Source organism: Macrococcus bovicus (assembly GCF_004359575.1).
GTDB classification, from domain to species: domain Bacteria; phylum Bacillota; class Bacilli; order Staphylococcales; family Staphylococcaceae; genus Macrococcus; species Macrococcus bovicus.
On the sequence record NZ_SCWF01000004.1, the window covers coordinates 1 to 18,504 of the forward strand.

Annotated in this window: 15 protein-coding genes, 22 tRNA genes and 1 rRNA gene; 36 read left to right on the plus strand and 2 right to left on the minus strand. The window is 40.4% G+C overall.

What is annotated here, in order from left to right; translation table 11 throughout:
• Positions 1–11 precede the first annotated feature (11 nt).
• From rrf to ERX55_RS05035, 25 genes are all read left to right on the plus strand, one after another.
• Positions 12–126: ribosomal RNA gene (rrf, locus tag ERX55_RS04915) — 5S ribosomal RNA — on the plus strand.
• 11 nt (positions 127–137) lie between these two features.
• Positions 138–213, plus strand: a tRNA-Val gene (locus ERX55_RS04920).
• Between the two features lie 10 nt (positions 214–223).
• Positions 224–299, plus strand: a tRNA-Thr gene (locus ERX55_RS04925).
• A 5-nt stretch (positions 300–304) separates the two neighbouring features.
• Positions 305–377: transfer RNA gene (locus ERX55_RS04930), tRNA-Lys, on the plus strand.
• A gap of 20 nt (positions 378–397) precedes the next feature.
• Positions 398–481 (plus strand) — tRNA-Leu (locus tag ERX55_RS04935).
• A 5-nt stretch (positions 482–486) separates the two neighbouring features.
• A tRNA-Gly gene (locus ERX55_RS04940) sits at positions 487–561 on the plus strand.
• Positions 562–591: 30 nt separating this feature from the next.
• Positions 592–680 (plus strand) — tRNA-Leu (locus ERX55_RS04945).
• A 12-nt stretch (positions 681–692) separates the two neighbouring features.
• A tRNA-Arg gene (locus tag ERX55_RS04950) sits at positions 693–769 on the plus strand.
• A 10-nt stretch (positions 770–779) separates the two neighbouring features.
• Positions 780–853: transfer RNA gene (locus tag ERX55_RS04955), tRNA-Pro, on the plus strand.
• A 23-nt stretch (positions 854–876) separates the two neighbouring features.
• Positions 877–952: transfer RNA gene (locus ERX55_RS04960), tRNA-Ala, on the plus strand.
• Between the two features lie 23 nt (positions 953–975).
• Positions 976–1,049 (plus strand) — tRNA-Met (locus tag ERX55_RS04965).
• Positions 1,050–1,081: 32 nt separating this feature from the next.
• Positions 1,082–1,155: transfer RNA gene (locus ERX55_RS04970), tRNA-Ile, on the plus strand.
• Positions 1,156–1,165: 10 nt separating this feature from the next.
• Positions 1,166–1,258, plus strand: a tRNA-Ser gene (locus tag ERX55_RS04975).
• Positions 1,259–1,309: 51 nt separating this feature from the next.
• Positions 1,310–1,383, plus strand: a tRNA-Met gene (locus tag ERX55_RS04980).
• 7 nt (positions 1,384–1,390) lie between these two features.
• Positions 1,391–1,466, plus strand: a tRNA-Asp gene (locus ERX55_RS04985).
• Between the two features lie 6 nt (positions 1,467–1,472).
• A tRNA-Phe gene (locus ERX55_RS04990) sits at positions 1,473–1,545 on the plus strand.
• Between the two features lie 12 nt (positions 1,546–1,557).
• Positions 1,558–1,633 (plus strand) — tRNA-Thr (locus tag ERX55_RS04995).
• Between the two features lie 5 nt (positions 1,634–1,638).
• A tRNA-Tyr gene (locus tag ERX55_RS05000) sits at positions 1,639–1,722 on the plus strand.
• 11 nt (positions 1,723–1,733) lie between these two features.
• Positions 1,734–1,807 (plus strand) — tRNA-Trp (locus tag ERX55_RS05005).
• A gap of 2 nt (positions 1,808–1,809) precedes the next feature.
• Positions 1,810–1,882, plus strand: a tRNA-His gene (locus tag ERX55_RS05010).
• Between the two features lie 10 nt (positions 1,883–1,892).
• Positions 1,893–1,964: transfer RNA gene (locus ERX55_RS05015), tRNA-Gln, on the plus strand.
• Between the two features lie 10 nt (positions 1,965–1,974).
• Positions 1,975–2,048: transfer RNA gene (locus ERX55_RS05020), tRNA-Cys, on the plus strand.
• 191 nt (positions 2,049–2,239) lie between these two features.
• Complete coding sequence (locus ERX55_RS05025; RefSeq protein ID WP_133451493.1) at positions 2,240–3,265, plus strand: hypothetical protein; 1,026 nt, start codon at positions 2,240–2,242, stop codon at positions 3,263–3,265.
• A gap of 83 nt (positions 3,266–3,348) precedes the next feature.
• Positions 3,349–3,430, plus strand: a tRNA-Leu gene (locus ERX55_RS05030).
• A gap of 133 nt (positions 3,431–3,563) precedes the next feature.
• Complete coding sequence (locus ERX55_RS05035) at positions 3,564–4,757, plus strand: hypothetical protein (protein WP_133451494.1); 1,194 nt, start codon at positions 3,564–3,566, stop codon at positions 4,755–4,757.
• A gap of 202 nt (positions 4,758–4,959) precedes the next feature.
• Here ERX55_RS05035 and ERX55_RS05040 read toward each other — a convergent pair whose 3' ends face one another.
• Positions 4,960–5,175: a hypothetical protein gene (locus tag ERX55_RS05040; protein ID WP_133451495.1), complete on the minus strand. Its 216-nt coding sequence runs from the start codon at positions 5,173–5,175 to the stop codon at positions 4,960–4,962.
• 113 nt (positions 5,176–5,288) lie between these two features.
• On the opposite strand from ERX55_RS05040, the gene ERX55_RS05045 reads away from it, so the two are divergent.
• Positions 5,289–5,660, plus strand: coding sequence for a thiol-disulfide oxidoreductase DCC family protein (locus ERX55_RS05045; protein WP_133451496.1), 372 nt, complete (start codon positions 5,289–5,291; stop codon positions 5,658–5,660).
• A 3-nt stretch (positions 5,661–5,663) separates the two neighbouring features.
• On the opposite strand, the gene ERX55_RS05050 is transcribed toward ERX55_RS05045, so the two are convergent.
• On the minus strand, positions 5,664–7,733 hold the full coding sequence (locus tag ERX55_RS05050) for a RecQ family ATP-dependent DNA helicase (protein WP_243721458.1): 2,070 nt from the start codon (positions 7,731–7,733) through the stop codon (positions 5,664–5,666).
• 88 nt (positions 7,734–7,821) lie between these two features.
• Here ERX55_RS05050 and ERX55_RS05055 point away from each other — a divergent pair, with 88 nt between their 5' ends.
• The 10 genes from ERX55_RS05055 (at position 7,822) to ERX55_RS05100 (ending at position 18,281) form a co-directional block, all read left to right on the plus strand.
• Positions 7,822–8,217, plus strand: coding sequence for a hypothetical protein (locus tag ERX55_RS05055; protein WP_133451498.1), 396 nt, complete (start codon positions 7,822–7,824; stop codon positions 8,215–8,217).
• 28 nt (positions 8,218–8,245) lie between these two features.
• Positions 8,246–8,611, plus strand: coding sequence for a hypothetical protein (locus ERX55_RS05060; protein ID WP_133451499.1), 366 nt, complete (start codon positions 8,246–8,248; stop codon positions 8,609–8,611).
• Positions 8,595–9,077, plus strand: a complete 483-nt coding sequence (locus ERX55_RS05065; RefSeq protein WP_133451500.1) for a hypothetical protein — start codon at positions 8,595–8,597, stop codon at positions 9,075–9,077. Before ERX55_RS05060 ends, ERX55_RS05065 begins: the two co-directional genes overlap by 17 nt.
• Before the next feature lie 14 nt (positions 9,078–9,091).
• A complete protein-coding gene (locus tag ERX55_RS05070; protein WP_133451501.1) occupies positions 9,092–9,805 on the plus strand; it encodes a hypothetical protein in 714 nt (237 codons plus the stop codon).
• The gene (locus ERX55_RS05075) at positions 9,798–10,181 is read left to right on the plus strand and encodes a hypothetical protein (RefSeq protein WP_133451502.1); all 384 of its coding nucleotides are present in this window, start codon (positions 9,798–9,800) and stop codon (positions 10,179–10,181) included. Before ERX55_RS05070 ends, ERX55_RS05075 begins: the two co-directional genes overlap by 8 nt.
• Before the next feature lie 38 nt (positions 10,182–10,219).
• Entirely contained in the window at positions 10,220–12,088 is a 1,869-nt protein-coding gene (locus tag ERX55_RS05080) for a KAP family P-loop NTPase fold protein (protein WP_133451503.1), read from the plus strand.
• Between the two features lie 188 nt (positions 12,089–12,276).
• Positions 12,277–13,920: an N-6 DNA methylase gene (locus ERX55_RS05085; RefSeq protein ID WP_133451504.1), complete on the plus strand. Its 1,644-nt coding sequence runs from the start codon at positions 12,277–12,279 to the stop codon at positions 13,918–13,920.
• Positions 13,920–14,450 (plus strand): hypothetical protein, encoded by a 531-nt coding sequence (locus ERX55_RS05090; RefSeq protein WP_133451505.1) that lies wholly within the window; start codon positions 13,920–13,922, stop codon positions 14,448–14,450. Before ERX55_RS05085 ends, ERX55_RS05090 begins: the two co-directional genes overlap by 1 nt.
• A 241-nt stretch (positions 14,451–14,691) precedes the next feature.
• On the plus strand, positions 14,692–15,546 hold the full coding sequence (locus ERX55_RS05095) for a DNA-methyltransferase (RefSeq protein ID WP_133451506.1): 855 nt from the start codon (positions 14,692–14,694) through the stop codon (positions 15,544–15,546).
• Positions 15,546–18,281: an N-6 DNA methylase gene (locus ERX55_RS05100; RefSeq protein ID WP_133451507.1), complete on the plus strand. Its 2,736-nt coding sequence runs from the start codon at positions 15,546–15,548 to the stop codon at positions 18,279–18,281. Before ERX55_RS05095 ends, ERX55_RS05100 begins: the two co-directional genes overlap by 1 nt.
• The last annotated feature ends 223 nt before the right edge of the window (positions 18,282–18,504 follow it).

The window sequence follows — 18,504 nt, forward strand, 5'->3', positions numbered from 1 at the left end:
TTCTCACCCTGTCTGGTGATGATGGCAGAGAGGTCACACCTGTTCCCATACCGAACACAGAAGTTAAGCTCTCTAGCGCCGATGGTAGTTGGACTTACGTTCCGCGAGAGTAGGACGTTGCCGGGCAGTTTTATTACGGAGGATTAGCTCAGCTGGGAGAGCATCTGCCTTACAAGCAGAGGGTCGGCGGTTCGATCCCGTCATCCTCCACCATTTCTATTATGCCGGAATAGCTCAACTGGTAGAGCAACTGACTTGTAATCAGTAGGTTGAGGGTTCAAGTCCTTTTTCCGGCACCATGTTAGAGCCATTAGCTCAGTTGGTAGAGCATTTGACTTTTAATCAAAGGGTCAGAGGTTCGAATCCTCTATGGCTCATCCTTATTTCAAATTTAATTGCGGGTGTGGCGGAACTGGCAGACGCACTAGACTTAGGATCTAGCGCCTACGGCGTGGGGGTTCGACTCCCTTCACCCGCACCATATAAGCGGAAGTAGTTCAGTGGTAGAATACAACCTTGCCAAGGTTGGGGTCGCGGGTTCGAATCCCGTCTTCCGCTCCATTATTTTGACTTAAATCCTTTATTATATTAGCCGGGGTGGCGGAACTGGCAGACGCACAGGACTTAAAATCCTGCGGTAAGTGATTACCGTACCGGTTCGATTCCGGTCCTCGGCACCATTCAAATATTCAGCGCCCGTAGCTCAATTGGATAGAGCGTTTGACTACGGATCAAAAGGTTAGGGGTTCGACTCCTCTCGGGCGCGCCATTTATAGCTACGGGAAGTAGCTCAGCTTGGTAGAGCACTTGGTTTGGGACCAAGGGGTCGCAGGTTCGAATCCTGTCTTCCCGACTTACTTCTTTAAGCATAAAAATGGGGGCTTAGCTCAGCTGGGAGAGCGCCTGCTTTGCACGCAGGAGGTCAGCGGTTCGATCCCGCTAGTCTCCACCATTTTAAATAATCAATCTTATATCGGCGGCGTAGCTCAGCTGGCTAGAGCGTACGGTTCATACCCGTGAGGTCGGGGGTTCGATCCCCTCTGCCGCCACTAACTTTTTTAATAGTGAAACCTTGGATTTAGGACCTTTAGCTCAGTTGGTTAGAGCAAACGGCTCATAACCGTTGGGTCGCAGGTTCGAGTCCTGCAAGGTCCACTTATATAATGGAGGAATACCCAAGTCCGGCTGAAGGGATCGGTCTTGAAAACCGACAGGGGCTTAACGGCTCGCGGGGGTTCGAATCCCTCTTCCTCCGCCATTATTTTTACTTCAGCATACAACTAGAATACGCATACTTATTTATTATTATCGCGGGATGGAGCAGTCTGGTAGCTCGTCGGGCTCATAACCCGAAGGTCGGTGGTTCAAATCCGCCTCCCGCAATTACAATGGTCCCGTGGTGTAGCGGTTAACATGCCTGCCTGTCACGCAGGAGATCGCGGGTTCGATTCCCGTCGGGACCGCCATTGTATGGCTCAGTAGCTCAGTCGGTAGAGCAATGGATTGAAAATCCATGTGTCGGCGGTTCGATTCCGTCCTGAGCCATCTTTTTATTATGCCGGAATAGCTCAACTGGTAGAGCAACTGACTTGTAATCAGTAGGTTGAGGGTTCAAGTCCTTTTTCCGGCACCATGCATGGAGGGGTAGCGAAGTGGCTAAACGCGGCGGACTGTAAATCCGCTCCTTCGGGTTCGGCAGTTCGAATCTGCCCCCCTCCACCATTCTTAATAGTAGGGGCATAGTTTAACGGTAGAATAGAGGTCTCCAAAACCTTTGATGTGGGTTCGATTCCTACTGCCCCTGCCATGGCGATTGTGGCGAAGTGGTTAACGCATCGGATTGTGGTTCCGACATTCGTGGGTTCGATTCCCATCAGTCGCCCTTTGATCATTGGGGTATAGCCAAGCGGTAAGGCAACGGACTTTGACTCCGTCACTCGTTGGTTCGAATCCAGCTACCCCAGCTTTTCATTAGGCGCCATAGCCAAGTGGTAAGGCCGAGGTCTGCAACACCTCTATCATCGGTTCAAATCCGGTTGGCGCCTCCATCTTAATTAAATGAATTTTGATGCAGGAGTAATCCTGTCTTTTTTATATTCTGAAACTCTCCATCTATATGACGGAGAGTTTTTTTATTTACCTTAAAGTTTTCTTAAATATATTCAGAGGGACTATCAATTTCTGACAATTCAATCTATACTTTAATTGAATTACATTAATTAGAAAAAGAGGTGTCAGCATGAAAAAAACAGCATTTACTTTACTCGCAGCCACTCTGATGACCACGGGTCTTGCAGGAACAGCAGGTGCCGCAGCAAAGCCTATTGCACTACCCGATCTGAAGAACAAAGAGACAGTCAGTCAGCTGAAGAAGGGGACGTATGCAGTCAAAGGCGTTAAACTGAATACGACATACGCACAGGCAGTAAAAGTACTGGGTACGCCGATTAACGAGTACGAAATAAGAAGTGATGAATGGGCGATGGTCGATGCATCATACGGCCCCGTGAGTTTTACTGCCGGTGAAGAAAATCGTCATGCTGAAATAAGCCAGATGAAGCTGCAGAGCTTCTTATTTGACAGCACGAAGAAACCTGTCAAGCTGAAGGATATTCAGAAAAACCTGGGTAAGTCTAGCTTTACTGATTTCTATGATAATGAGACGAAGAATATTAAAGATGACTTCCTGACACGCACATATGGCCATCTCACCATCAACTTTGAACGCCCGACAGGGGAATGGACAGTCAGTGGCTATTCAACTGATTATGAAGGTGCAGAAAAGGTTGATCCGTCTCAGCTGAAGGATGCTGATATTAAAGACCCGACAATAGCAAATATCAAAGCGATGACAAAGGGGGATTATCAGTTATTCGGTGTGAAGCCCGGCATGTCAAAAGCAGAAGTCCTGACGAAGATCGGAGACTCATCATCTGATGACATCATCCGTGTAAAAGGTAAGGTTAAAGCAGTATCAGCGACGTACGGCCAGAGTATGAACCTGGTCCTCAGCTACAATGTACCAGCCGGCAATCAGCTGAAATCCCTGCGTTATGAGCTTCAAGGTGACAAGGAACTGAAGCTCACAGACCTGGAGAAACATCTCGGCAAAGCGACAACCGTTAAAAATAGCAGCTATACAAATGAGGATGGAACAGAGAAATTCAAAGTCTATACAACAACGCGCACATACGGTAAACATCTGACCGTCAATGCAGAGAAGAGCGGTAAGGCCTTTATCGTGCAGTCAGTCAGCTATCAGTAAGAAAAGACCAGGCAACTGGTCTTTTTTCTGTCTTGACGATAACCGGAAATTCTTCTATAATTAATATATTGTTTTTAACTCAAGCCACCGTGGCGGAATTGGCAGACGCGCCGGACTCAAAATCCGGTTCCTCACGGAGTGTCGGTTCGACCCCGACCGGTGGTATCACAGAAAGCCCCTGAACATCAAGTTCAGGGGCTTTTTTTCTTTGTAGAAGGGTATCCATTTAATTACAAATAATTTATACTATTAATGTAAATATATATCAAATGACTAAATAAAAGAAAAGAGGGACATGATGAAGCGATTGATGATGGTGGCAGCAGCTTCGTTGTTACTGGCAGCCTGTTCAAATGAAGATAAGATGGAAGAGACAGCAAGTCAGAAATCAGTTGACCTGAAAACGGAAGAGAATACTGCTGAGACTAAAGCGCCAGAGCCTTCAACTGAAGAGCAAACGACTGAGCCAGCGGAAAAGAAAGAGGCAAAATCCGTAGAGCAGTCAGAAGGTATCTCTTATATCACTCAAGATGGGAAAGTCGATATTCTATCAAAAGACTTTATCAATGACTATTTTTATCATAATTACATTAATGAGTTTGGAGGTATCACCGTCGGCATGCCGATCAATGAGGTGGAAAAGCTGTATGGTCAGTCCAGTGGACATGGTCGAGCAGCACAGTACCCGACAACTGGTAAATTCGGTGATATCGCGCTCGATTACCCAGATGGCTATGTAGAGAATATCTTCATTAATCCTTCAATGAAAGTGACGAAAAGTCAGGTAGAAGCGGCATACGGCATGCCGACAGAAACTGAAGCTTCAGCACCATTATCTAGCGACCCCGATATTTATATTTATGACAGCAATAAAAATAACGGTTATAAGATTGTCGTGTTATTTGAAGGCGACCAGGTGGTACTGATCGAGCAGCTTCCGGAAAATGAGAATCATTCCAATGAGGCCAACCAGACCTTCACTGAAGATGACAAACTAGCGATGAGGCAAGCCTTCTATGACTGGGCTGGTGAGCGAGCGGAGATAGGAAATATGGCGTTCACTGATGAATGGTTCACGCATGGTGCAGCAGGACATGGCGACTGGTACGCTGAGACGCCTGACGGTGATGTGCAGGCACAGGATTTAGAGAATCCAGGGCACAACGGTTTTCAGATTCACGCTATAGGGGGTGTCGCTTTCTATACGGCAAAAGATGGCTCAACTGGGCAACAAAGAACTAATGGAAGTACTGCTGAAGGCTATTCTAGGGCAGTTAAGCCGGGAACTGATATTCACAAATATCTCCTTGCTGATAATGGCGTAGTCTATGAGCTTATTGGTCCGGCCGATCAAGTTGGTTTTACAACGGGATTCGGTGAATACGATGACACAGGCGTAAGAGGAGACTATACACCAGGTGCATCGTTTGAGATTTCTGGCGACCAAGCAGCCCAGGTCAAATGGCAGGAGATCCTGGCTCAGTATCAGTAAAGATGTGCGAACAATAAGCTTTATGATGGTTAACTGAAACGTATCATAATCCTGATATCTATCATCCATCACGTTTTCCTGTAAATGAGATCAATATTTCTTCTGCTGGATGATACAGTGATGATGCATAATAAAAACATTCCTATCCAATTCATTTGATATGAATTGGACAGGAGTGTTTTTATTTATCCTGCTAATAGAATCAGTTCAAGCTATCGTCATGGTGTTGTATGTTGTCTTGATATACTGTCCAGGCACCCAGTAAGGCGAGTGAAGCTATAAAGATAAAACCCAGGACGGTCAGCGTGAGTCTCAGTAGAGAACCGCCGTCGAATATAACATGCAGCATAATGTTGTAAGAGACAATCATCATCAACCAGATGGGTAATAAAGCCGCTATCTTTTGACTTCTATTCATTATGTCACACCCTTCATACTGTTAGTGTAAATTATTGGGAGTTGAAGTCAAGCTGTAACCATGAGGCTGTTGACCAATAAGTTTATAATAGGAGTTAAAAAGGGGCCTATCATATGAATATCGTATTCTTTGATGATGACTGTTTAATCTGTAACGGCGCTGTACGTCTGCTTATTCGTCTGGATCAAGCTGATCAACTGCATTTTGCGGCACTTAAATCTGAGACAGCGCAGCGGAAACTGGCTAACAAAGCGCTGCAGTCCATTGATAGTGTGATTTATTTAAGAGAGGATGAGGCATTCATCTACAGTGAAGCGGTCATAGAAATCCTGCTGGACCTGGGTTTCAATGTGAGATTCCTCAAAGTGGTGCCCACCACTATTAGAGACAGTCTCTACAAACTCGTTGCGCGTAACCGGCATCATTTCACCAGACAAGCCTGTCCACTCCCGACAGCAGCGATGCGCAAAAAGATGCTGGACTGACAGTCAGTCACTGCCTATATTGACGAGCGCGAACGGATAGATTTTAGCAGCGCCTGCTTCTTTCAGCAGGCTCGCGACAACGGTCAGGGTCCATCTGGAACTGACAAGGTCATCGAGCAACAGTATACGCCGGCCGGTTAATGATGGGCTGTCAGCTGGCGTGAGATGTTCCCGCACATTCTGTTCCTGCATCACCGAGTTGTGCATGTCCTGCTGACGGGCCCCGGCACCTGTCCGTGCCAGTGCCTCGATGTAATCAATGTCGTGCGCTGCAGCGATATGACGCGCCAGTTCCGGTACGAGGTCCGGCCGTCTGACGCTCGGGACAGCGACGACTGTGTCGATGTCATTGTCTGTGATATGTTCACCCAGGAACTGGCTGATAGTGGTCATTGTCTTGTCTGAATAATGCCCGTTATCCCGTTCCAGCATGAAACGTCTGCCGATAGGGGAGTAGGCGTCAACGGTATAGGTCCAGCCTGCCTCATACTGCAGTGCTTCATCAATCTTCTTATTATCGGACCAGCGCTTACGCGGCTGGATGATGCCGTGCAGCTTATTCTTGTAATCTCTGGCCGCAGCGAGATACGGATTGTCGTCTGCCAGGGTAATGAACTGCCGGCCTCTGCAGTGGGCACAGATGCCGCAGCGTGACTTTGTATCCGGTGCATCCAGTTCCTCGGCGATGAACTTCATATAGCAGCCCTCATAGCTCACAAATTCCTTCAGGCGTGCCAGTTCAGCGAGCCGTGTCTGATTGAGCTGCTGCTGGACATGCGCGTTACGTACGGCATCAAATGGTTGGTTCCTGTTCAGAAGATAGCGGCTCTTGTCCTTATAGATATAGTTATGAACGAAGAGATATTTCAGCACGCCATCCAGTTTCGATACGCTCAGGTTGAATGAAGGCAGGATCTCATTTCTTCTCAGACCCTCCGTGTGCTGCCCGAGAAGCGTCAGTATCTGCTGCAGCAGCTCAGGGTCCTTATTCGCGCTGTCGATGAAGGACTTGAGAATCTCCTCGTCCTCATCGCCGTGCAACAGAATGGCGAGCGCCGCCCTGCCGTCGCGGCCGGCACGTCCGATCTGCTGATAATAGGCGATCAGATTCTGCGGCAGCTGAAAATGAATGACAAAGCCGATATCCGCCTTATCATAGCCCATACCGAGCTTGACGGTGGAGACGATGACGCGTGCGGCACCGGTATGAAACTGCTCGAGTATCGCTTCTGATATATCTTCACCGGACGTGTCCTGCACACCGGAATAGTAGGCGACTGCAGAGATGCCGTGCTGAACAAGAAAGTCCGTAACCGACTCACATTCCTTCTTCGTCAGACAGTAGATGATACCCTGCTCCCTGCTAAGATACGGATGGCGTATCAGGGCATCGGTGATAAAGGCGAGCCGCTCCACCTTGCTCTGTGACGGATTTACCTGAATCGAGATATTGTCACGGATCAGGTCGCCGCGGAACACCTGCAGGTCGTCACCGAGCTGATCCTTAATATCCTGGATGACGCGGTCATTGGCTGTCGCCGTCGTACCGAGGATAGCGATATGGTCCGGGAATGACTGCAGCAGATAGACGATACGCTGATAGTCCGGACGGAAATCATGCCCCCAGTCCGAGATGGAATGGGCCTCATCAATGACCACCATCTCGATACCTGAGACCTGACCCAGTCTCTCAATAAACGTCGGGTCCGACAATTTCTCAGGCGAGACGATAATGGCATCGACTTTATGGAATGACGCATAGATTGTCTCCCAGTCATCGCGGTTATGACTGTTGATGGTGACCACGTTCAGACCGAGACGACTTGCCGCTTCAATCTGGTTGTGCATCAGCGCGAGAAGCGGACTGATGATCACCGTCGGACCGGCGCCCTGTTCCCGTAGTATCTTCGTGGCAATGAAATAGACAATCGACTTGCCCCAGCCGGTCTTCTGGATGACCAGCGTCTTCTCTTTCTTGACGACCGCAGTAATCGCCTCAAGCTGACCCGCCCGGAACGCGCTATCCGTCCCGTAGGTCTCATGCAGAATCTCCCGTGCACGTTCTTCTATCAAATGAAGCCCTCCTTTTGATTCCATTGTACTAAAAAACAGGACTAAATCCTAAGCAGTGCGGTAACATAGAAAGAAAAAGGAGACGTTTATGAAGACAACAACGATCGGGATAGTCACCGCACTCATCCTGTACGACATCTTGCTCATCTATGACACATTATTCGGGACCCATACCGCACCCTTACTGCTCAATATCGATTTCCTGACGCACCGGCCGCATGTCCATATCCTGCTCGAGTTTGCACTCCACACCTTCATCAGCCTGGTCGTGGCGTGGACAGCCGGCAGTCTCTATGAACGGGGGAGACCGCTCAGACCATTTATGATAGGACTCTTCCTCTTCTTCATCATCCTCTTCCCACTGATGGTCATAGTGGCAGAATCGCCGGTCTATATCATCTCGCCGAAGGAATTCAGCGGCTGGATGATCGGACATACATTTTATCTGATCACGCTCTATCTATTGATAAGAAAAATGTTATAATGTGGATAAAATGAAAAGGGGTGGAGAATTGAAAAAATCACTGCACAAACTGGAACTCGGCTACCTGCTGCCCGTCGCCTTTATCGCGGCCTATGCAGACTTCAAGTGGGGAACGGTACTCGGTTACACCTTCTCGATCATCTATACCGTCGCGCTTGCATGCTTATTATTAGTTCAGAAGCGGGATATAGCCGTCATAAGAGGCAATATCATCTCGATGATTCTCTCAATCATTCTCTGCATCATCTTCATCAACGGCCAGGACAATGGCTACTTTAAACCATTCGGGCCGACCGGATTTATGGTCTTTCTGACTGTTGTCTTCACGATTCTGCAGTTTGTCATTGGGAAAATAGTGGCGAAGGTGAGGCGGAACAATGATCAGACGACCTAATATAACGGACCGACAAATCATCAATGAAATGACCGCCGGGACGTTCAGCTATAACGGAATCAAATACGGCTCTACTTATGCGGAAGTAATGAATGAACTCGGATCAGGCGAACATGACTTGAGTTACGACTACCCCGAGGCATTTGGCTGTGAATATGGCACGACAGAACAACCCGTGACCTTCAGTTTTGTCGGCAAAAAAGAATGGCACAGAGATGACTTCTTCATTCTGTCTATTGATTATAATCATCTTGAATCACTCAACTATGATAGAACAACAATCCGGAAATTATGGGGCCCACCACACCAGACATCCACAGAAAAGCCTGATTGGGATGATGACGGTGAGTTCACGACCTATCGCGATGACTACGGCTATGCACACTTTCACTTTAATCAAGATAAGCAACTGTTTGCCATCTCCTATTACGATGACAATGTACAGAAGGAATGGGCAGATGATTAGAGAATGAAATTAATATGGATAAACGGGGGATAGGTATGCTGACAGAAGCGCAGAAAATGTTCAGACTGAATGAAGTAAACCGGGTAATAGCAGCAGAAGTTCAGTTATGTGCAGATGACTATTTAGATCCTGATTTCGTCATTGCTTTTCAAAATATGCCTGATCAAGATCACGAGTTCTTCCATGATGAACTGGAGAATTTCAGTTATTTACTGGATACCTATGCGGGTAGTGACATGGCAGAACATATAGGACAGGGTCAGCAATATATTCTGAACACAGCAGAAGCCACTACAATCTATCAACAGCTAGTACTGGGTGAATCTGAAATGAATTATGATTTCATCATTCTGGAAAGCAGAAGGAGTGACGGTGTCTTCCATACGTTGGCCATATACCGACCGAAGGAACAGCGATTGAGTATAGTCAAGGACAGCTCGTATTATCAACATCTGAGTGAAGTATATGCTACTGGCAATAAGACATTTACGATTGAGACTATCTCCCACATGATTGGCTGGGAGATGGTCAGAAGGGACATCGACCTCAACATCCCATTAACCTATATGCCAGCATTACAGTTAGAAGGCACATCTAAAGAAATGCCGCGTAAGCAGTTAGCAGAAAGAATCTATCAACACTTGCATAGTGAAGCAGTTGTCGTTAAGGTGATGGGTGAAGAGCTGTTGACGGTATTTGTCATAAAGGAGAGGGCTTTTGATGAATAGAGAGCTGATTGAAAAGTACAGAACGATGGATAGAAGAGGGCCGGAGTGGCTGGAAGTAAGTGAACAGATATTTAAGACGCTGCTGCACGACTTTAAGACACGAAATCGTTTAGATGAAAAAGGACGATTCATAGTAGGCGGGGAAAATAATAGAGAGAAGAAATATGTTGCCACTATAAATCGTGATGAGACCTTGGATATTGAAGAATGTTTCTTTGATGGTGAACGACCGGAAGAAGGAATCGACTTCTCACTTAGAGAGGTAGTGGATATTGTTATGCTGGAACTTCTTATACCACAAAAGAATAGAGAATTTGAACAACTGATTATTTTATCTTCAGAAGAATTGCAGGAAGTAGCGATGTTTGAGCTTTAAATATGTCAAAATCATGATTAAAAAGGGGATATTCAATAATGAAAAATGGTATTCATGATTTACCTATTAATGATCATAATGAAGATACATTCGGTGTTGATTCTTATGTGACTGCATTAAGCAATTTTATTGCTGAAAGTGAAACGCCTATCACTATTGCTTTACAAGGCGGTTGGGGAACAGGTAAAACTTCTTTCATTAACTTAACAATGAAAAAACTGGAAAAAATGAATGAAGAGAATGCCTCTGCAAATAATTTTATTCCAGTTACATTTAATACGTGGCAATACTCTCAGTTTAATTTACAAGAAAACCTGGGAATCTCATTTTTAAGTTATATGATTGATAAACTATCGGATAATGCACTAGATATGGATGAAATCATTCAAAAAGCAAAAGAAGTTGTAGCTGCTATTTCCTTGATTGGCTTAAATGTAGCATTGGCTAAAGTTGGAACACAGTATAATCCGAAAGAGAAAGGTGAAAAACTGATTGATCCTGCTAAAGCGATTGAAGAACTTAAAAAAAATCTTACCGAAATTGTAGAAAAAAGATTACAAGCCAAAGGAGAAAATTCCAGGTTAGTTATATTCATTGATGATTTAGATCGTCTTAATCCAGTCGTAACAGTCAGTCTTCTAGAAATTATTAAGTTGTTTTTAGATATTAAAGGATGTATATTCGTCCTTGCTGTAGATAATAAGGTGATTCAACAAGGCATAGTGGCATCTAAAAATACATCTAAAGAAAAAACGAAAAGTTTCTTAGATAAAATGATACAAGTTCCGTTTAAACTACCTATTGAGCATTACAATTATTTATCATTTCTAAGCTCTAATATCGACTGGTTCACAATAGACGAAATTGATACAAACGTTCCAATTGGCAGTCTGGAAAATTTAATACGTTATAGTGTAAGAAATAACCCACGTGGCATAAAACGGTTAATCAACAATTATCTTTTAAATAGACAAATTAATGCTCTTCTTAATGGAAGTTCAATCTCTTCTGAAAGAAAATTAACTTATAACGATATTAAAGAAGAAATATTATTACTATCAGTTATCTGTATGCAGCTATCGTTTCAACCTTTGTATATAACACTAATCAATGCACAAACCTACGATGAAGTGTTTCATTTATTGAATCTTAAAGATGTTAAAGATGACGAAACGTACAAAACTTACTTGCTTTCTAAATTAGTAAATAATAAACTTGCAGATTTATATGAGGAAGATTACAAAGATGATTTAGGAAGATATATTGTCTTTTTGGAGTTACTTACTACTCTGTTAAAAGATTTGTATATAAAGGACGGAGACGGGAAAATGAACTCAGAAGAGGTGGTAGCAGAGTTCATGAAAATTATGAAAAGAGCTCAATTAACTAGTGGAACGGATGGAGAGACTAATTATATTAAACGTGAAGGCACAGGAGAAAAAGAACAGATTAATATCTCTGAGTTTATTGAACATAAAAATCAATACATGCAGGATTATAAGCTAGACAGAAATCCTATTATTTATAGAAAAAGCGGTAATGATGGACAAAAAACTCTTCTAAATCCTATGCAGCCGATGAAAGCATTTAAAGTGATTGTCGAAGATTTGTTCGCAGATCAACAAAAATTTGAAGAACTTAAAAATGAAGAGAAGTTTCAAAATTCTACAGAGTTATCTGCAAACTTAAAATTAGGATATTATTATGGACCGAAAGAAGAAAATCATAAGAAAACAAGACAAGTTATACTCAATATACCAGGTGAGGACAATATTTTGGCTTTAGGCCATCATCTGGGAGGCTATGAGTCAATTTATACATTATATAAGATTTTGTCGGAATTCGGAATAAAGTACGATCCTTCAAATATACAAATCATAATCGAAAAAGTGAAGAAATTAGATTAAGAAAGAGAATAGGATAAGATTTAAAATACTTAATATTTTCTTATTATTGTTTTAAATAAAATCCCCGTGCTAAAAGCAACGGGGATTTTATTTGGTTTTATTTAACCAAATATATTGACGTTTCCAACATTTTGTATTATATTAAGAATAACAAAAGGTTAAATATAACCAAAAAGGGAGTGTCGAGCTTGGATTTACTAAAAAAGGCATGGTCAGTTATGGACGCTTTAAGAGGAAGTATCAGAATCAGTTCACTGGATGTGATCAATATTTATGAAGAGTGGCTGGAGACAGGACGTTTTAATCTATCTGTTCTGAATCTGAAAGAGTCAGTAGATTTAAATGAACTGGAATCTCTTCTTGAACAATTATCAGAAGATGAACTCATCCAGTTCTTCTATATGATTAATCAGCATGACCGCACGCATGAACTGTTCGAGTTTGATGAGGGTGAGAAGCTGGCGCTTGAGATATTCAAGCATTATGCCGAGACGAGTGGCACTGTTCTAGATATTGCATCAGGCTCCGGTCACTTTATCAGACAGCTGCATGAAGCGGGAATCGGTTCTGACTATCACGGTGAGGAACTCAATCCTAACGCCATCAAAATTGCGGAAGTCCTGTCACGACTAAGCGGAGTGAAGAAGCTCGATATCAAAGAGACCGATTCGCTCATTCACTGGAGTAAGGATAAGTATGACATGGTCTACTGCAACATGCCGTTTCTCGGTAATGTGAGACAGGAGATACGCCGGCAGCTGGCAGAGAATCCTGAATACAAGCTCGACAAGATTGCGATATCCGACTGGATCTTCACTTTGCGAGTCTATGCCGCACTGAAAGAAGACGGTGTCGGCATCAGTATCGTGAGAGGCGCTGCGCTGAACGCAATCCGGGACAAGGAAGTGCGCAAGTGGCTCGTGGACCGTAAGTGTCTGAAAGCGGTTATTCAGCTGCCGTCTGATTTGATGAACTATACAGCGATTCCGACCTATATGCTGATTCTGACGAAGACAGAGAACGATAAAATTCGCTTTATTGATGCAAGCGGGGAATATGTGACCGGTGCGACGAGACAGAAGAACACATTCACTGAAGATAATATCGGGCGTATCATGACAGACCTTCAGTCAGGTTCAGAACGGACTACTGACGTTACGGAGTCTGACCTCGAAAAAGTGGAATATAATCTCCATCCACTCGTCCATCTGAAGAATGCCGAGAATCATCTGATTAACCCGGTTCCACTCAAAGAACTGACGACACAGCTGTTAAGAGGTCGTGACATCAATAAGCAGACGCTTGATGCGGATAAAGATAAAGACAAGGCAGGCTACCTATTGAACCTGAGTGACCTGGATGATATTTATATCGATGACATCAAGCAGCCGATCAGTCAGGAACTGCTGGATGCCAACCAGAAGATGCTCGTCAAAGAGAATGATCTCGTCATCACAAGCCGCGGCTCCAAGATTAAAGTGGCCATTATTGATAAAGCGACAGCAGATAAACAAGTGATTGTCAGCTCGAATATCACCATCATCCGACCGGATACCGGCAAAGTAGACCCACACTATCTACTCGCCTATATGAACAGTGAGATTGGCCATAACATGATAGAACGGATGAATACAGGTAGTGTCATTTTCACTTTCACGAACAAGAAGCTTGCAGAATACCTGGTGCCAGTGCTTTCAGAGGAAGAGATGAACTTGATTGCTGATGAAATGAAGATAGAACTGGCCGATTATAAGCGTATGCAGAGGAGTATCAAGCGCTTTAAGGAGAAACTGCCGACTATCTTCAATAAATTCGATAAGGAGGACTACTGATGCAGATGGATTACGATATGCTGATGAATATGCTGGAAGGACTGTTTGAGAGAATCAAGCAGGAAGCGATTATGGAGAACAGAACGGGTAATATTGAGACGTTCAAAGTGAAGTATGGTATAAAGTCAGAGGAAAAAAGAGCCTTCAGCTTTAATGAGAAAGCGAAGATTCTGATCATCGGACTGAACAATGCCACCATCAAGACAAAAGATCTTGATGGTATCTTCAAGGCGGCGAGCATACCGGGCCAGTTTGAAGTCATCTCATACGATGAAGCGACTAACTTTGACCTGAGAGCCCTAGAATATACTACAGCATATTCAGACATCTTCATCGGTACAGTGCCACATTCCATGAAAGGGATGGAAGGCAGCAGCAGTGGCCTGAAGAAACTGGAGGACGGCTCAGAACATATCTATCCTAAAGTCCATATCATGCGAAAAGGCAACCAGGAACTCGGCATCAACAAGACCAATCTGAAAACAGCGATTCAGCAGTCAGCGCTGATGGAGCTGATGCGGGCAGGTTAAAGTTTAATAAGATAACTATTAGATATTATATATGATGATAGTTGAAAAATTATAATATAAAATTATATTAATTATAGAATTATGGGGCAACAAATAAAAGTTAAGATAACAAAAATGCTTTTAAAAAAATGGAAAAAATCTAAGCGAAAATTTAAATTCAAGCAATTATTATATAATTCTTTAATAACTAAATAATAACACTTAAATATTTTATTATAGTGAAATAGAAGGAGATAAAAATATGCAGCAGCTAAGTTTTGATTATGAATCTAATACCGATATATTAAATACAATACTTGAAGGAGACACAATAGAAAAAATGAAACTAATAGAAGATAAATCTATTGATTTCATTTTGGTCGATTTACCTTATGGAACAACACAAAATAAATGGGATTCAGTTATACCATTAGATGATTTATGGAAAGAATATCATAGGATTATAAAGGATAATGGTGTAATGGCATTTACTGCAAGCGGTCTGTTTTCAGCACAATTAATGTTATCAAATATAAAAGAGTATAAGTATAAATATATATGGGTGAAATCAAAAGCTACTAATTTTCTGAATGCAAAAAAACAACCATTGAGAAAGTTTGAAGAGGTATTAATATTTTATAAAAAACAACCAACATATCATCCACAAATGTTAGAAGGAGAAGCATATAATAAAGGTATCAGAAAAGATCAACTAACAGGGAGTTATGGGAAATTTTCAGCATCGCATGTGCAAAGCACAGGAGAAAGGTATCCCACGGATATTTTGTATTTTAAAACCGCAGAGGCAGAAGGTGAAGTAATTCATCCTACTCAAAAACCAGTTGCTCTGGGGCAATTTTTAATTAAAACTTACACGAATCCAGGAGATACTGTACTTGATAACACGTCAGGAAGCGGAGCATTTTTAGTAGCTGCTTTAAAAGAAGGAAGAAACTTTATCGGTATTGAAAAGAATGAATTTAGTGAACTATTTAAGAAAGAAACTATTAATTATATTGAAAAATCGGAAGCACGTCTTTTAAATGAGTTTAATAATTTAGATGAGTTTCATAAAAAATATATTTCTAAGACAGGGTTGTTTAGGGGGAAGGTTTAATGAAATTAAAGATTAATGAAAGAAGTGAAGCAATAAATTTTATTAAAGAAGCACAAATGATCTTTGAAAAAAACGATTTCATTTTTAAGTCTGCAGGGGGAGAACTTTCCCTAACAAAAATTAATGATTCTATTGATAATAGAGCAACAACTTTATTTCCGGATGTATTATTTTTTAAGGATAAAGAAGAACTAGAAGTTGCAGTAGGTATTGAGCTAAAAATGCCTGATGTATCAATAAATGATAATGAATTCTTTAAAAATGCTGTCGATAAGGCTAATAGATTAAGCACTAATGTTATTTTACTTTGGAATTTTAATCATGCTCATATTTATACGAGAAAATCCACTTCTAACAATAAATGGGCACTTAGTCATTCGGAAGTAATCGGTATAAATAATAGAATGGATGTAGCTAAGAATCGGACTATATGGATTCAGAGATTAGAGGACATAATTGTTCTGTTAAATAATTTGTTTATCAATGATATTATTACTACTAGTCATATATCTCAAACGGTGGATCAAACATTAATGAATATAGCTGAAATGCATGCTCCTATATTAGCTAAATATTATAAAAAATATCCTAAGAGACAAATGAAAATTGAAATCGAAAGATGGTATCAACAAGAATTACTAGAACTTGCAGCTGAAACTAAAAACAAAAAAAATGAAGAAATATTTGTTTTATATTCTAAGTATGTTCTTTTAAATTGGTTAAATAGAATAACTTTTGCCAATATGATAAAAAGCTATCATAATTCTTTAAATGTAGCACTGAATACTTTAATAAATGAGTCGGATATTCAAATTATTAAAGAATCTTTTAATCATGCAACAAGATTATCAGATTTTTACACTATATTTCATATTGATGAAAGAGAAACTATAATTTCTAATGAAACTTTTATACTTCTTAAAGAATATGCGATATTTATTTCTACAAAAGAATTTAACAAATATAACCATCAAGAATTTCAAATGATTTTAGAAAGTCTAATTAATGTTTCTAAAAGACAATTAATGGGGCTTTATACTACTCCTGTTAATTTAGCAAAATTATTAGTTTATTCTGTAATAGATGATACAAGTGGAATTATTTTTGATCCATGTGTAGGATCAGGAACAATTGCAAGAGAAGCTATGCAATTGTTAAAAGATGAGGTTGGCATATATCAGGCTCATAACAAAGTGTGGGCTGCTGACAAATACAAACTACCTTTGCAAGTTGCCAATATCTCATTTTCTGAGAAAAACTCATTAAACTTACCAAACGTAATATATCAAAAAGACTTTTTAGACCAAAGAATAGGAGATAAAATTGAAATAGTAAATCCTGAAAATGGAAATAAAATTAATTATACTCTAGACAAAGTTGATTTTATTATTTCTAATTTTCCATTTATCAGTAGTAATGATAGAGACAAAACAGATAATTTAAAGATTTCAAAAATAAATGATTATTTAAAAATATACAATGAGGAATTAGACCTTAAAGCAGACTGGTACCAATTTGGAATAATTAAAGCACATGAGTTACTAAAAGATAATGGAAAATTAGGGGTTATAACTTCCGTCTCATGGATGAAAGCTAATAAAAATAAAAACTTTTTTAATACGTTAATTAAGTTGTTTAAAGTAAAATCAGTGATAATTTCAGGAGCATCCAAGTGGTTTAATAATTCAAATATTATTGCCACTATTTTAATATTAGAGAAAAGAATAGATGATATTGATAAAAATGAAATTACAAACTTTATTAAAATCAACAAATCATTACATAAAATAAGTCACGATGAGTTGATTGACATTGCTAACAGTATATTGATAGATGATAATATTGAAGGGATTGAAAAATACAAATATTCATACGAGGACATCCAATATATTATTGACAAAGGATTGTCTCCAAATATTTGTTTTAATGATGTAAATTGGTTTAAAAGATTAGAAGATATAATTATTCCTACAAAAGCAGTGTTTACTGCTAAAAGAGGAGTGAAATCAACAAACGATGATTTTTTCTATAATATTAAAAGTGAAGATAACATTGAAGATGAATACATACAACCCATTTTAAAAAAGGCGCCGAAAAGTTCTTTTAAAGCTACACCAAATTCGAATGCTTTAATAGTTAGAGAGACTCTTGAATCTTTAAAAATGAACAATAAGTATGGTGTTATTAACTATATTGAAAAATTTAGAAACACTAAAACTAAATCACAAGAGAAGTTGAAAGTATGGTACCAGTTGCCAAAAGAGGTTTATGGAAATTTTGTAACTTCTTTAAATCCGGATCAAAGATTGTTCTGGGCCAAAACACCGCCTGAACTAATTATAGATCAAAGATTAACGGTATTTATTTTAAAAAAAGAGTTCTCAGAGTGTGAAAATATTGTACATGCATTATTAAATTCTTTTATAGGACAGTTTATGATAGAAGGAGCAGGGTTTGCAAGGGGGTTAGGTGCTCTGGATACTACTAAAGAAGGTATATTCGACACTTATATGTTGAATTTTGAAATATTAGAGTTGAATCAAAAAGAATTGATAATCCGCAAATGGCAAGAAGTTTCATCTCGAGGAGTTCCTAAGATTCTTGATCAACTTAATGATCAAGAGTGGAATGAATACAATAAATTAATATTTACTATTTTTGGTATTGAAGATATTTTTGAGAATGTAAAAAATACTATTTATAAGTCTGTTTTATTGAGAATTAAGAAAGATTAAATTGAAATGTTAGACAGTGTGATAATCATATGAATAAGTTAAATGAATATGTAAATCAATATACTTTATATAGAACTTCTAAGATATAGTTATCAAGCGATTAAAGAAAAAATAATACTAAAAATAATTATGGAAGATGATTTTTTAAATCATCTGGCAAATTAACATCTTTTGTAGCCAATAAAATAATCAAAAATAAAAATTAAGTTTTCTGTTTAATTTC